This window comes from Quisquiliibacterium sp., assembly GCF_982640115.1.
Genome location: NZ_CEXFHW010000027.1, coordinates 1 through 14,650 on the forward strand (window position 1 = coordinate 1; position 14,650 = coordinate 14,650).

Sequence of the window (14,650 nt, forward strand, 5' to 3'; positions counted from 1 at the left end):
TTCCCTGGCCTTCGCGGCCTCGCCGTTGCGGGCCTTCACATGCCCGAACCCGCGAATGCTTTCCGGGATGGCGGCAATCTGTGCTGCCAGCAGACGGTTTGCCGGCGTCAGCGAACCCAGCAATTCGTCCACGGTGCGCTCATAGGCCACGATCAGGCCACGCTCCCAGCGCCGCTCGGCGGTGTGGCCAAACGGGTCGAACACCGAGCCGCGCAGCCCCCGCAGCCCGGCGAGCACCCGGAACACCGGCATCAGCCAGGGGCCGAAGGGTCGCTTGACCAGTTCACCGGCGGCATTGCGCCGCGCCAGCAGGGGCGGCGCCAGGTGAAAGCGCAGGCTGTAGTCGCCCTCGAACTGCTCGCGCAGACGCGCGAGAAACGCCGGATTGGCGTACTGCCGCGCCACCTCGTACTCGTCCTTGTAGGACATCAGCTTGAACAGGCCCCGGGCCACCGCCTCGGTCAGCGGCCAGCGGCCGCTTTCCAGTCCTTCGGCGGCAGGATCGGCCGGCAGCGCAGATTCGGCCCGGCGAACCCGCTCGACCACCGCCAGGTAGCGGCGCGCCCAGGCATCGTCCTGGTAGCCATTGAGGAAGTCCACGCGCCGGGCGATGAGTTCGTCGAGGGTCTCGGAGCGCTGGCGCGAGGGCGGCAGCGCGCGGGCGGGGGCAGCCACCTCGGCCACCCGTTGCGGATCGACGGCGGCGCGACGGCCCCACAGGAAGGCCTTGCGGTTGGCCTCGATGGCCACTTCGTTGAGCTCGATGGCGCGATCGATCGCCCGCGCCGAGACCGGGATGAGCCCCTTCTGGAAGGCGTAGCCGAGCATGAACATGTTGGCCGCGATGGCGTCACCCATCAGGCCGGTGGCCAGCCGGGTGGCATCGATGAACGACACCGCCTCCTCGCCCGCGGCGGCGGCCACCGCGGCCTCCATGCTGCCCAGCGGAAAACGCCACTCGGTGTTGCGGGTGAACTCGGCGGTGGGCGTGGCCGCCACATTGGCCACGACGCGGGTGCGGCCCGGCGCCATTCGCATGAGGGCATCCTTGCCCGCGGTGACCACGATGTCGCAGCCGATCACCGCATCGGCCGCGGCCGTGCCCACGCGCGGCGCGTGCAGCTGCGAGGGATCGAGGCCGAAGCGCACGAAGCTCATCACCGCGCCGTTCTTCTGCGCAAGGCCGGCCATGTCGAGCACCGTCACGCCGCGTCCTTCGAGATGGGCAGCCATGCCGAGGATCTGGCCGATGGTGACCACGCCGGTGCCGCCGATGCCGGTGACCATCAGCGAGTAGCTGCCGGCCAGTGACGGCAGGCAGACATCGGGCAGGCCGATCGCCACCGCATCATCGGCCACCGCGCCGGCCCGGCCGCTGCGCGGCTTGCCGCCCTCGACGGTGACGAAGCTCGGGCAGAAGCCGTTCACGCAGGAGAAGTCCTTGTTGCAGGCCGACTGGTTGATCGCCCGCTTGCGTCCGAACTCGGTCTCGACCGGCTCGATCGAGACGCAGTTGGACTTCTGGCCGCAATCGCCGCAGCCCTCGCAGACATCCTCGTTGATGAAGGCACGCCGCTGCGGATCGGGGAAGCTGCCGCGCTTGCGGCGACGACGCTTTTCGGCCGCGCAGGTCTGGTCATAGACCAGCACCGTCACGCCGTCGAGCTCACGCAGTTCGCGCTGCACGGCATCGAGGTCGGCGCGATGACGCACGCTCACCTCGCCGGGGAAGTAGCCAGCCGGGTACTTCTGCGGCTCGTCGGTGACCACCACCACCCGGCGCACCCCCTCGGCCTGCACCTGACGGACGATGGCCGCCGGCGTGAGCTGGCCGTCATGGGTCTGCCCGCCGGTCATGGCCACGGCGTCGTTGAAGAGGATCTTGTAGGTCATGCGCACGCCGCTGGCCACGGCGTGGCGGATGGCGAGCGAGCCCGAGTGGTTGTAGGTGCCGTCACCCAGGTTCTGGAAGACATGCGGGGTATCGGTGAACGGCGCCTGCCCCACCCAGGTCATCCCCTCGCCGCCCATCTGGGTGAAGGTGGCGGTGGAGCGGTCCATCCATTGCGCCATGTAGTGGCAGCCGATGCCGGCCAGGGCCCGCGACCCCTCGGGCACCCGGGTGGAGGTGTTGTGCGGGCAGCCGGAGCAGAAGTAGGGGATGCGTTCGATCGTCTCGAAGTGGCGGCCGTCGCCCTTCTCGCGGGCATCGAGGGCGGCCAGCCGACGGTCGATCGCGGACTGCACCGCGGCATCGATCACGCCGCGACGGGTCTGCTCCGGCGCCAGATGCTGCAGGCGTGCCAGCCGCGCGGCGATGAGCCGGGCGCAGAAGGCCGGCGAGAGCTCGCCATGGTCGGGCACCAGCGGCGCACCATCCTGGTCTCGCTTGCCGAGCACCGGCACCCGCTCGGCCACGCCATAGAGATGCTCCTTGAGCTGCTGCTCGATCAGCGGCCGCTTCTCCTCGATGACCAGCACTTCGGCGGCGCCGGCGCAGAACGCGGTGATGGCGGAGGGCTCGAGCGGCCAGGGCATGCCGACCTTGAACACCTTCAGGCCGATGCGCCGGGCGGTCGCATCATCGATGCCGAGATCGGCCAGGGCCTGCATGACATCGAGCCAGCTCTTGCCGGTGCTCACGATCGCGAGCCGGCAGGGCTCGCCACCAGCAGCGAGGTCATCGCGGCCGAAGCTGTTCACATCCAGCCGGTTGGCCCGCGCATAGGCGAGCGCAGCCGGCAGCTTGTGACGCATGAGCCGTTCCTCGAGCTTGAGGAAGGTGTCCTCGGGCAGGCGCAGGTGCAGCCCGCCCGGTGGCAGGTCGGGCAGCTCGGGCAGCACCGGCCGGGCACGGTCGGGGCCGACATCGACGATGCCGGCGGTCTCGATGGTGTCGGTCACCGCCTTGAGCGCCGCCCACACGCCGGCAAAGCGCGACAGAGCCAGGCCGTGGAGGCCGAGATCGATGTAGTCCTGCACGGTGGCCGGCGCGAGCACCGGAATGCCCACCGCGCTGAAGATGTGGTCGGTCTGCGCGGCCATGGTGGACGACTTGGCGCCGTGATCGTCGCCGGCCACGGCCAGCACACCGCCATGGCGCGAGGTGCCGGCCTGGTTGGCATGGCGCAGCGCGTCGCCGCTGCGATCCACCCCCGGCCCCTTGCCGTACCAGATCGCGAACACGCCGTCATGGCGCGCGCCCGGGAAGCAGTTGACCTGCTGGGTGCCCCAGATGGCCGTCGCCGCCAGGTCTTCATTGAGGCCGGGCACGAAGCGCACATGGTGGGCGTCGAGCTGGCGGCGGGCCCGCCACAGGGCCTGATCGAATCCGCCCACCGGCGAACCGCGATAGCCGGTGATGTAGCCCGCGGTGTTCAGGCCCGCGGCCAGATCGCGCTGGCGCTGCATCAGGGGCAGTCGCACCAGGGCCTGGGTGCCGGTGAGGTAGACACGCCCCTCGGTGGCGTCGTACTTGTCGTCGAGGCTGACCTGACGAAGACCGGGATCGATCGGCATGTTCATGAGGGCTTCCTTCGGGTCAGGATCGATGCGGGGTAAGGCGTGGCAAGGCTCGGTTCGCGCAGCAGATACCGGGATTCGGGCAGCCCACGATCAGCGGCTGGCGGGCAGGTCTTCCACCGGCCCGAGCGCCCGGGCACCCGATTCGAGCTCGGGCCAGGCCGCCTCGACGAGTGCGACCGGCCCCTTCACACCGAGTTCGATGTGCCGGGCGCGCCGGTCATCGCCCACCGAGGGCAGCGAGAACACCTTGACCCCGGGGAAACGGGACTCGATGGCCTCCATCAGCGGGGTGGCCGCCGACTCCGGAGTCTGGTAGAGCAGCAGCGAGCGTTCGGTCTGGGGCTGGCGGTGGTGCAGGTGCGCGAAGTGGTGGTCGAGCACCCACGCGATCATCGGCCAGGCCATCACGGGGAAGCCGGGCACGAAATAGTGCTGCTGGATGGTGAAGCCGGGAATGCGGTTGTAGGGATTGGGAATGATGGCGGCACCCACCGGGAACTCCCCCATGCGCAGCCGCTGGCGGTTCTCGGGGGTGCTCATGTCGGCGCTGCCCTTGCCGTCGCGGGCCATCTCGGCGGTGCGCTCGGCGATCAGGGCCCGTGCCTCGGGGTGCAGCGCAAGCGGCAGACCCAGGGCCGCAGCCGCGGCCTGGCGGGTATGGTCATCGGGCGTGGCGCCGATGCCGCCGCAGGAAAAGACCGTGTCCCCGGTGCCGAACGATTCCCGCAGGGCAGACACGAGGCGCTCGCGGTCATCGCCCAGATAGCGCACCCAGGCCAGACCCAGGCCTCGGGCCGAGAGCAGTTCGAGCACGCGCGGGAAGTGCTTGTCCTGCCGTTTGCCCGACAGGATCTCGTCGCCGATGATGATCAGGCCGAATGCCATGCTCAACGCTCACGCAAGGGATTGGCCGCCGGCGCGCCAGCCGTGGCAGCTTGCCCGGGCGACGCGTCCGCCGTGAGCCCGGAGGCCGCCGACACGGCGGGCGCGCTGCCCGGAGTCATGCCGGCCGACGAGCGCAGCTCACGCAAGGCCGCGAGCGAGAAGTGCCCGAAGGCCAGGGCCGAGAGCACCGGCGTCACCAGGAACAGCGGCGGCACATAGTTGAGCAGCGTGACCAGCATGCCCAGCGCGAGGTAGCCGCGACCGTGGCGGGCGATGAGCAGGTCGCGCTCGGCAGCACTGGCGTGCTCGGACAGGCTGTCGAAGCGCAGCATGCGCGCGGTGAGCCAGCTCCACCAGAACCAGGGCACCAGGAAGCCCGCGAAGGGAATCAGCCAGAAGGGCAGCGTGACCAGGTAGCCGAGCGCGAACACCGCGAGGGCGCCCAGCGCCACGCCGATGCCGCGAAGCACCGACCAGCCCCCGGCAGCCGCCACATCGGGGTAGTGGCGCCGCGAGAGATGGCGCATCACCACCGGTGTGGCTGCCACCGAGACCAGCACCATCGCGAGCACGAACATCAGCGGCGCGAGCAGCATCAACGCCACCAGCGCGCTGGCCAGGGTACCCACCCGCTGCAGACCCACCAGATTGAGCCAGCCGCTGATCATCGGCAGGCTGTCGCGGCCGTACATCAGGCTGCGCAGCCAGGCATTGAGCGGATCCCAGAGCCAGATCCAGGCCACGATCCAGAACACCAGGGTGGCCGCGAAGGGCAGCACCAGCAGGCCCATCATGCGCGGGTGGAGCTGACTGGACAGGGAGCGCCAGAAGGCGGCGAGCACGCGGCTCATGGGGAATCTCCGGACAGGATGGCGCGGCACTCAGGCCGGGCGGGCGTCGCGACGGCGCAGGGCGCTGACCATTCGGCGCAGCGCCAGCCACTGCTGCCGCCAGAAGCCGCGACCGTAATCTTCGCCCGAGAGCTGGTCGGCGATGCCGGTAGGCAGGAAGCCCGGGCGGAAATCGGCGGTGCGAAAGATGATGTCCCAGACCGGGAAGAGCACCGCGAAGTTGCAGCCGCCGGCCGGCCCCTCATGGCCCACCCCGATCGCATGATGGCGACGATGAAAACTCGGGCTGACCAGCACGCGCTCGATCGCCCCGCCCCAGCGCCAGCGCAGATTGGCATGCTGCAGGCTCTGCATCAGGCGCGAGGCGACCACCAGCGCCACGAAATGGCCGGGCCCCACGCCGATCGCCAGGGCGGCGAGCGCGAACAGGCCGTCGCGCAGCAGGGCATCGAGCAGGTGGTTGCGGTCATCGCTCCAGAAGGTCATCTGCCGCTGGCTGTGGTGCACGGCATGCAGCGCCCACCACCAGCGCCAGGCATGCTGTCCGCGGTGGATCGCGTAATCGAGCAGATCGAGCACCACCAGGTAGATCAGGAAGGCCACCAGCGGCTGGTCGGTGATGCCTGGCCAGAGCTGGTCGATGTTGGGCCGGGAGACATCGAGCAAGCGCAGCTGCGCCTCCAGCGTGTCGATCATCGGCGTGAACAGCGCGAAGGCGAGCAGCGGCAGCAGGCCGAGCCGGTGCAGCAGGGTGTAGACGATGTCGGTGCGTACGGCAGCCGGGTCATGCAGCGGCTCGGCCGGCCGGCGGCGCTCGAGAACGCCCATGACCAGCGCGAGCAGCACCACCTCGAGCACACCCACCAGGAACCACTCCACGGCATCGAAGGCCATCTCGGCCAGGTGCATGGCACCGAGCTGGTAGAGCAGCGGCTGCACCATCTGCTCGAACAGCCAGCGCTGGGCGTCGCCGAAACGGTCGATCGGCCAGTTCCAGAGCGCAGCGAGATGGTCGATGAGGCTTGCGGTGGTCATGCGGGAAGCTCGCGCAGCGTCGCGAAGCAAAGGCCACGGGCCTTCAGGCCGGTGATCAGCGGGTCGAGCATGGGCGCCCAGGGATCGCGCCGCGACCAGATGCCCAGGTGTGCGATCAGGATGTCGCCGGCGCGTATGCCGGCCAGGGCCTGGCGCAGCAGCTGGGCGTTGGGGTGGGTTTCGGAGGGCAGCTCGTCGCCCAGGAAGCCGGCGCTGGCCCAGTGCACATGCCGGTAGCCGCAGGCCTGCGCCGCCTGCATGGCTGCCGCAGGCGCCCGACCGCCCGGCGCGCGCCAGAAGGGATCGAGCCCGCGGCCGGTGAGCGCCCGCAGCCTGGCGTCGACCCGACCAAGCTCGTTGCACAGCGCCGCCCCGTCCCAGCGCTGCACGCGGCCGGCCTGCAGACCGAACTGGGGCCTGGCCAGGATGAACGCGCGATCGTCGCCTGCCGGCGCGGCACGCAGGTAGACATGATCGAAGGTATGCGAACCGAAGGCGTGGCCCTCGGCGACCCGCGCGCGCCAGTAGCCCGCCCAGGTGTCGTCGAGGGCATGGTCGCCGCGCGGCGTACGCTCGTTGGCGAGGAAGAAGGTGGCCTTCACGCCGTGACGCGCGAGCGTCTCGGCGATCAGTTCCGCCTGGCTCATGTTGCCGGTGTCGAGGGTGAGATAGACATGGCCGCGACAGGCCGGCGCCGGCGACGCGCCCGGCATGGAGGCCTGCCCGGACTGCGCCAGCGCGAGCCCCGGCAGCAGCGCCAGCGCCAGCAGGGTTCGCCGCCGGATCGGTCTCATCGCTCGGGTCGAGCGCATCGGTGGCATGCGTCGCGTCAGATCAGGGGCGCCCGGTTGTGCAGGTACACGCCGTGAGGCGAGCGCCCGACCGGTACGGTGCGGGTGACCCGGCCCGCCTCGAGATCAACGATGGCAACCTGTCGGGCAAATCGGGCGGTGACCCACATGGTGCGGCGGTCATCGAGGATCTCCATGCAGTCGGGACCGCCCGGCACGGGGATGCTCTGAACCACCTGCAGGCTGTTCATGTCGATGCGCGAGATGCTGTTGTCGACCCGGTTGGAGACATACACATGGCGGCGATCACCGGCGCCGCGGAAATTGTGGGCGCCGCGCCCGGTGCGCAGGCGGGCGACGCTGCGCCGCGCCCGCCAGTCGATGACATCGACATGGTCCTGCCCCATGACGCCAACCATCAGCAGGCGGTCATCGGGCGTGACCAGGATGCCTGCGGGCTGGCGGCCCAGGCGCAGCTTCCAGGCGACATCCTGGGTCTGCAGATCGATGGCGGCGATCTCGTCGCTGTCCTGCAGGGTGACGAAGGCCATGCGGCTGTCAGCCGAGAACCAGACATGGCTGGGCGCCCTGGGCGTGGGCACACGGCGCGCCAGCCGGATGTCGACGCCGTCGTAGTGGTACAGATCAACCCGGTCGAGGCGAAGGCAGACCGCCACGAACCAGCGGTTGTCGGGCGAGAAGCCGATCTGGTAGGGATCATCGATCTGGCGCAGCCGCCGCTGCACCTGCCCCGTGGCCGGGTCGAGGAAGTGCAGGTCGTTGCTGATGGCATTGGCCACGATGAGCGAGCGGCCATCGGGCTTGGGATACAGGTGGTGCGGCTCCTTGCCGACATCCACCCGGCCCACCTCCTGGAAGGTCTTCTGGTCGACCAGCGAGACCGAGGCATCACGGCTGTTCAGCACGATGGCCAGCGGCAGCGCGGCGGGGGTCGCGGGCACGGTGGCCGTCTGGGCGCCCGCCCCGGTAGCCACCAGCGCGGCCTGGAGCGCGAACACGCGGCGGGAGACGGAAGCGAGGGTCATGACATACCTGAAGGCTACGGGATCGCCCGCGTGGCGGCAGGCCGCAGCGGCCGATCGGGGCCCGGCCACTCCCGGCATTCTATTAGACTGCGGGCTCGGTCCAGGCCATGCTGAGCGTTCTCGAAGTCACCCTTCCGGTATTTGCCCTCGTCTTCTGCGGTTTCTTCGGCCAGCGGGGCGGGCTGCTGCCCGCCCAGGCGGTGCAGGGCCTGAACGCCTTCGTCTTCTATTTCGCCCTGCCCGCCATGCTGTTCCGGGTGGTGGCCACGCAGCCGGTCACCACGCTCACCGACTGGCGCTTCGCCCTGGGTTATGCCCTGTCCACCCTCGCGGTCTTTCTGTTCACCCGCGCCGCGGCCATGCCGCCGCGCAAGGGCCCGCCCGCCGACTCGCAGGCCCGGGCCCTGGAACGCTCGCGCGCGACCACCTTCGGGCTGAACACCGCCCACGGCAATGTCGGCTATCTCGGCGTGCCGCTGGTGGGCGAGCTCGGACGCGACCTGGTGCCCTCGATGATCCTCGCCATGATGAGCGACATCTTCCTGGTGATCACCCTCGCCATCGCGCTGCTCGAACTGGAGCGCCGGCGTCACGGCGGTGCCGACGGCCCCACCCGCTCGGTACCGGTGACCATCCTCAGCGGCCTGGTACGCAGCCCGCTGGTGATGTCGATCGCCCTGGGGCTGGCCTGGGCCGTCGCAGCACCGCCCATGCCCGGAGCCCTCGACAACTTCATCCGCCTGATGGGCGCTGCCGCCGGGCCCTGCGCGCTGTTCGCGATCGGCGCCTCGCTCGGCGATCGCCGCATCAGCATCGATCCCGCCGTCACCGGCCTGATGGTGCTCAAGCTGCTGGTGCACCCCGCGCTCACCGCCCTGCTGCTTTACGGGGTGCTCGATGTCGACCACCGCGCCGCCGCGGTCGGGGTGCTGGCGGCCAGCCTGCCCGCGGCGAGCAACACCTTCATCATTGCGCAGCGCTACCAGCTGCCCGCGCATGAGATCAGCTCGGCCATCCTGGCCGGCACCTTCGTATCGCTGATCAGCGTCTCGACCGTGATCTGGCTGCTCGGGCTGCGCGGCTGAGGGCGCGAGACGGCGCGATCGACAACCCGGGTGAATGACCGAGGGTCCGGCAGGTCGCGGCGGGTGCGCGCGGCCGCCTGCTCAGCCCGAAGCGGCGATGGCTGCCCAGACCTTCTGCAGCCGTTTCACCGACACCGGCATGGGCGTGCGCAGTTCCTGCGCGAACAGCGACACCCGCAGCTCCTCGAGCAGCCAGCGGAACTCCTCCAGACGCGGATCGGGCTGCCCCCGGCGCTGGGCCAGGGCGCGCCGCCATGGCGCCTGCAGCGCGGACAGGTCGGCCATCAGCGCGGCATCGCGAGCCGGATCGGCGCGCAGCTTGTCCAGGCGCATGGCCACGGCCCTGAGGTAGCGCGGCAGGTGCGCGAGCTGCGCCGACGGCGTGAGCGAGAGCCAGCGCGGCGGCAGCAGCGCGCTCAGCTGCTGGTTGATGTCGGCCATCGCAGCCTGATGCGGCCTGGCCTGCGGCAGCTTGCGCTGGACCGCCAGGTGCTCGTCGAGCACCGTGAGCAGGGCGCGCGCCACCTCCTGCCCGATCAGGTTCAGCCGCGGCCGGCACTGGGTCAGGCGCTGCGCGAAGGCCGTCTCGTCGGCCGGCAGCGGCTCGGTCAGGCAGGCCCGGTCGATCAGCACCCCGATCAGCTCTCGCCGCAGCTCGTCAGCGCCACCGAAGGGCGCGTAGGCCAGCTCCAGGCGCCGCGCCTCGGGCAGGTTGCGCTCGAAGAAGCGCAAGGGCTCGCGCAGCACGATCGCAAACAGCCGGTTCAGACCGCGACGGTGGGTGACGCGGGCCTCGTCGGGTGAATCGAAGACCTGCAGCTCGACCGCATCGCCGACATCCACCAGGGCCGGGTAGCCGATCAGGGTATCGCGGCCGCGGGCCAGTTCCATGATCTCGGGCAGCGTGCCGAAGGCCCACTCCCGATGGCGGATGCCCGCCTGCATGACCAGGGCGGAAGCCGTGGCCGTGGCCGCGGCACCGGCCATGCCGGGGCTCGCCGCTTCGGGGGAGGCCGCGGGCCCGGCGGCGCCTGCGGTCGCGGCGAAAGCTGCGGTCGCGCCGGATGATGTTCCTGCGGTCGACGGGGGCAGGCCTGGCGGCGCAGCCGCGACGCGCCCGGCCACCCGGCGCAGCGCCTCCTGGAAGCTGCCCTGGGCACGCTCGCCATGGCGGGCACGCAGCTCGGCGAGGTGACGCGACAGGTCGAGCACGCCACCATGGGCATCGACCAGCCGGAAATTCATGAACAGGTGCGCCGGCACCGTCTCGAGCTTGAAGTCGCCGGCGCTCACGGCGAGCTGGCGGGTCTGGCGCAGATCATCGATCAGCGCGTTCACCAGCGGCTGCGTGGCCTTCGACTGCCCGGTCTCGGGGTCGGTCCAGCGGGCGAGAAAGCCGTCGACCCACTCCGGCAGCGGCACCAGATGCCGACGCAGCTTCTGCGGCAGCGACTTCACCAGCGCCCCCACCTTGTCGGCGAGCATGCCCGGCACCAGCCACTCGCAGCGCACCGCATCGACCTGGTTCAGCGCGAACAGCGGCACGGTGAGCGTGGCGCCATCGTCGGCCGCGCCAGGATCGAAGCGGTAGTCGAGGTCGAAGCCCAGACCACGCAGGGTGATCCGGCGCGGGAAGGCCTCGCTGCCCACGCCCGCCGCATCCTTGCGCATGAGCTCCTCGCGCGAGAGCTCGAGCAGCCCGGGGCTGCCCGGCGCCGCCTCGCGATACCAGCGCTCCAGCAGCGCGGCGGAATGCACCCCCTCGGGCACCCGGGCCTCGAACCAGTCACGCAACCAGGCCTCGTCCACCAGCAGGTCGGGGCGGCGGATCTGCTGCTCGAGCTTGCGGATCTCGTTGATCAGGCGCCGGTTGTGGCGGAAGAAGGGCAGCTCGCTGTCCCAGTCCATGGCCACCAGGGCCTCGCGGATCAGCAGCTCGCGGGCCAGCAGCGGGTCACGCGGGCCGTAGTGCACCCGCCGCTGCGACCAGATGGTCAGGCCGTAGAGCACCCCGCGCTCGAAAGCCACCACCTGCCCTGCCTTGCGCTCCCAGTGCGGCTCGCTGAAGGATCGCCGGATGAGATGGCCGGCGGCGCGCTCGATCCAGGCCGGCTCGATGCGCGCCACGGTGCGGGCGTACAGGCGAGCGGTGTCGACGAGCTCGGCGGCCATCAGCCAGCGCGGCGGCTTGCGGGCCAGCGCCGAGCCGGGATGGATCGCGAAGCGGGTCTCGTGGGTGCCCTGGTAGTGCGGCTCGTCGGGCGGGCGGGTGCCGAGGTTGCCGAGCATGCCGGTGAGCAGCGCCTGATGCAGCTGCTCGTGGGTGGCCGGGCTGGTGTTCACCCGCCAGCGCATCTCGGCCACCGCGTCGGCGAGCTGGCCGTGCACATCAGACCACTCCCGCAGCTTGCGCGGCGAGAGGAACTCCCGCTCCAGGCGGGTCTGCAGGCGGCGGTTGCTGGAGCTCTCGGCCTGCGCCTGACGCCAGTAGTCCCAGAGCCTGACGATGGCGGTGAAGTCGGAGTGCTCGTCGGCGAAGCGCTTGTGCTGCTGGTCGGCCGCCTGCTGGGCATCCATGGGCCGCTCGCGCGGGTCCTGCGACGACAGCGAGGCCGCGATCACCAGCATCTCGCGCAGGCACTGGCCGTCGCGCGCGGCCAGCAGCATGCGGCCGATGTGCGGATCGACCGGCAGCCGCGCCAGCTGCCGACCGGTCTCGGTGAGCTGGTTGCGCTCGTCGAGCGCGTCGAGCTCGCGCAGCAGGGCATAGCCATCGGCGATCGCCTTGCGCGGCGGCGGATCGATGAACGGGAAAGCCTCGATCTCGGCCAGCCGCAGCGCCTTCATGCGCAGGATCACCGCCGCCAGCGACGAGCGCAGCACCTCGGGGTCGGTGAAGCGCGGCCGAGCGGCGAAATCGGCCTCGCCGTACAGGCGCAGGCAGACCCCGTCGGCCACACGGCCGCAACGGCCGGCACGCTGGTTGGCCGCGGCCTGGGAGATCGGCTCGATCTGCAGCTGCTCCACCTTGCTGCGATAGCGGTAGCGCTTGACCCGCGCCGTGCCGGTGTCGATCACATAGCGGATGCCCGGCACGGTGAGCGAGGTCTCGGCCACATTCGTGGCCAGCACGATCCGCCGCCCGCCCGAGCCGGAAAACACCCGCTGCTGATCGGCCGCCGAAAGGCGCGAGAACAGCGGCAGCACTTCCACCGGCCCGCGCCCGAGCGGCCCGCCACGCCCGCCCGCCGTGGCACGGGCCTGGGCGCGGCGCAGGTGCTCGGCGGCATCGCGGATCTCGCGCTCGCCGGGCAGGAACACCAGCACATCGCCCGGGCGCTCGCGCCAGAGCTCCTCGACCGCCTCCTCGATGCGCGAGGGCAGGTCGTCCTCGTCGTCGTCGTCGCGGGCAGCCTCGTCGAACTCCCGGTAGCGGATCTCCACCGGGTAGAGCCGGCCGGAAACCTCGATCACCGGCGCCGGGCGGCCGCCCAGGGTGAAGTGACGCGCAAAGCGCTCGGCGTCGATGGTGGCCGAGGTGACCACCAGCTTGAGATCGTCGCGCCGCGGCCCCTCGAGCAGCTGGCGCAGGTAGCCGAGCAGGAAGTCGATGTTCAGACTGCGCTCGTGGGCCTCGTCGATGATCAGCGTGTCGTAGGCGCGCAGCCGCGGATCGGCCTGGCTCTCGGCCAGCAGGATGCCGTCGGTCATCAGCTTGATGCAGGCGCCACGACTGAAGGTCTCGCTGAAGCGGATCTTGTGACCGACATGCGTGCCCAGCGGGGAACCGAGTTCCTCGGCGATGCGCCGCGCCACCGTGGTGGCGGCCAGACGGCGCGGCTGGGTGTGGCCGATCAGGCCACGGCGGCCGCGCCCGGCGAGAGCCGCCGCGATCTTGGGCAGCTGGGTGGTCTTGCCCGAGCCGGTCTCGCCGCAGACGATCACCACCGGATGGGCCATGATCGCCTGCGCGATCTCGTCGCGACGCGCGCTGACCGGCAGCGCCTCGGGAAACTCGAAAGCCGGCAGCGGCCGCAGGTCAGGGGTCACCGCGAAATTATAATGACCCGATGACCGCCTCCTCCGCCCCGCCCGATCCGCAGCAGTTCGTCGACTGGCTGCGCCGCGTCGCGCCCTATATCCACGCCTTCCGGGGCAAGACACTGGTCGTGGCCTTCCCCGGCGAGCTGGTGCAGGCCGGGCGCCTGCCGGCGCTCGCGCAGGACATCGGCCTGCTCAGTGCCATGGGCATGCGTCTGGTGGTGGTCTTCGGCTCGCGCCCGCAGATCAACGAGCAGCTGCGTCTGCGAGGCGAATCCCCGCGCTACGCCAACGGCCAGCGCATCACCGACCCGGTGGCCATGGAATGCGCCAAGGAGGCCTCCGGCGAGATCCGACTCGACATCGAGGCGGCCTTCTCGCTGGGCCTGCCCAACACGCCCATGGCCCACTCCTCGGTGCGGGTGGTCTCGGGCAATCTGGTGGGGGCCAGTCCGCTGGGCATCGTCGAGGGCGTGGACTTCGGCCACACCGGCGTGGCCCGGCGCATCGAGGCCGAGACCATCAAGTTCGCGCTCAACAGCGGCGCCATCGTGCTGCTCTCGAACATCGGCTTTTCGGCCACCGGCGAGGCCTTCAACCTGAGCATGGAAGATGTCGCGGCCACCACCGCCATCGCGCTCGATGCCGACAAGCTGGTCTTCGTGACCGAGACCCCTGGGGTGCTCGGGCCCGACGGCGCCGTCATCGGCGAGGTCTCGGAGGCCGACGCCCAGGCGCTGCTGCGCGAGGGCGATCTGCCCGCGCCCACCGCGCGCTACCTGCGCCATGCGCTGCGGGCCTGCGAGGGCGGCGTGGCTCGTGCGCACATCATTCCGTTCGCCATGGACGGCAGCATGCTGCTGGAGCTCTTCCAGCATGACGGCGTGGGCACCATGGTGGTCGAAGAAACCCTCGAGGCGCTGCGTGAGGCCACCGTCGACGATGTCGGCGGGCTGGTTGCGCTCATCCGCCCGCTCGAGGAAGACGGCACCCTGGTGCGGCGCGACCGGGCCCGCATCGAGCGCGAGGTGAGCAACTTCACGGTCATCGAGCACGACGGCGTGATCTTCGGCTGCGCCGCGCTCTATCCGTATCCCGAAGATGCCATCGGCGAGATGGCCTGTCTGGCGGTCAATCCGCAGGTTCAGGGCAAGGGCGACGGCGAGCGGCTGCTCAAGCGCATCGAGCAGCGCGCCCGCGCCGCCGGCCTGCGCCGGCTGTTCGTGCTCACCACCCGCACCATGCACTGGTTCCAGAAGCGCGGCTTCGTGCAGGCCGATGTCGAACAGCTGCCGCGCGAGCGGCGCCACCTCTACAACTGGCAGCGCAAGTCTCAGGTGCTGATCAAGACGCTCTGACCGGCGAGGGCCGCGCAGCGTCGTGGGCCCGCG

Annotated in this window: 9 protein-coding genes; 2 read left to right on the plus strand and 7 right to left on the minus strand. The window is 70.6% G+C overall.

Features of this window, described 5'->3' with window-relative positions; genetic code table 11:
- The 6 genes from AC2H6A_RS05140 to AC2H6A_RS05165 form a co-directional block, all read right to left on the minus strand.
- Positions 1 to 3,525 (minus strand): indolepyruvate ferredoxin oxidoreductase family protein (locus AC2H6A_RS05140; RefSeq protein WP_484272068.1); only part of this gene is annotated, 3,525 nt, incomplete at its 3' end.
- A gap of 90 nt (positions 3,526 to 3,615) precedes the next feature.
- Entirely contained in the window at positions 3,616 to 4,410 is a 795-nt protein-coding gene (locus AC2H6A_RS05145; protein WP_484272069.1) for a competence/damage-inducible protein A, read from the minus strand.
- A gap of 2 nt (positions 4,411 to 4,412) precedes the next feature.
- The gene (locus AC2H6A_RS05150) at positions 4,413 to 5,261 is read right to left on the minus strand and encodes an EI24 domain-containing protein (RefSeq protein ID WP_484272070.1); all 849 of its coding nucleotides are present in this window, start codon (positions 5,259 to 5,261) and stop codon (positions 4,413 to 4,415) included.
- A 30-nt stretch (positions 5,262 to 5,291) separates the two neighbouring features.
- Positions 5,292 to 6,296: a sterol desaturase family protein gene (locus AC2H6A_RS05155; protein WP_484272071.1), complete on the minus strand. Its 1,005-nt coding sequence runs from the start codon at positions 6,294 to 6,296 to the stop codon at positions 5,292 to 5,294.
- On the minus strand, positions 6,293 to 7,090 hold the full coding sequence (locus AC2H6A_RS05160) for a polysaccharide deacetylase family protein (protein ID WP_484272072.1): 798 nt from the start codon (positions 7,088 to 7,090) through the stop codon (positions 6,293 to 6,295). The genes AC2H6A_RS05155 and AC2H6A_RS05160 overlap by 4 nt, the downstream gene beginning before the upstream one ends.
- Before the next feature lie 35 nt (positions 7,091 to 7,125).
- On the minus strand, positions 7,126 to 8,133 hold the full coding sequence (locus AC2H6A_RS05165; RefSeq protein ID WP_484272073.1) for a YncE family protein: 1,008 nt from the start codon (positions 8,131 to 8,133) through the stop codon (positions 7,126 to 7,128).
- Between the two features lie 107 nt (positions 8,134 to 8,240).
- Between AC2H6A_RS05165 and AC2H6A_RS05170 the strand changes: the two genes are divergently transcribed.
- The gene (locus AC2H6A_RS05170; protein ID WP_484272074.1) at positions 8,241 to 9,218 is read left to right on the plus strand and encodes an AEC family transporter; all 978 of its coding nucleotides are present in this window, start codon (positions 8,241 to 8,243) and stop codon (positions 9,216 to 9,218) included.
- Positions 9,219 to 9,299: 81 nt separating this feature from the next.
- Here the strand turns inward: AC2H6A_RS05170 and hrpA are convergent, their stop codons facing one another.
- Positions 9,300 to 13,382, minus strand: a complete 4,083-nt coding sequence (gene hrpA, locus AC2H6A_RS05175; protein ID WP_484272075.1) for an ATP-dependent RNA helicase HrpA — start codon at positions 13,380 to 13,382, stop codon at positions 9,300 to 9,302.
- Here hrpA and argA point away from each other — a divergent pair.
- Positions 13,289 to 14,617, plus strand: coding sequence for an amino-acid N-acetyltransferase (gene argA / locus AC2H6A_RS05180; protein WP_484272076.1), 1,329 nt, complete (start codon positions 13,289 to 13,291; stop codon positions 14,615 to 14,617). The genes hrpA and argA overlap by 94 nt on opposite strands.
- The last annotated feature ends 33 nt before the right edge of the window (positions 14,618 to 14,650 follow it).

Coding starts and splice junctions, on each gene's coding strand:
- AC2H6A_RS05165 (WP_484272073.1), bottom strand. CDS start 8,133: ATGACCCTCGCTTCCGTCTCCCGCCGCGTGTTCGCGCTCCAGGCCGCG.
- argA (WP_484272076.1), top strand. CDS start 13,289: ATGACCGCCTCCTCCGCCCCGCCCGATCCGCAGCAGTTCGTCGACTGG.
- AC2H6A_RS05155 (WP_484272071.1), bottom strand. CDS start 6,296: ATGACCACCGCAAGCCTCATCGACCATCTCGCTGCGCTCTGGAACTGG.
- AC2H6A_RS05150 (WP_484272070.1), bottom strand. CDS start 5,261: ATGAGCCGCGTGCTCGCCGCCTTCTGGCGCTCCCTGTCCAGTCAGCTC.
- AC2H6A_RS05145 (WP_484272069.1), bottom strand. CDS start 4,410: ATGGCATTCGGCCTGATCATCATCGGCGACGAGATCCTGTCGGGCAAA.
- AC2H6A_RS05170 (WP_484272074.1), top strand. CDS start 8,241: ATGCTGAGCGTTCTCGAAGTCACCCTTCCGGTATTTGCCCTCGTCTTC.
- AC2H6A_RS05160 (WP_484272072.1), bottom strand. CDS start 7,090: ATGAGACCGATCCGGCGGCGAACCCTGCTGGCGCTGGCGCTGCTGCCG.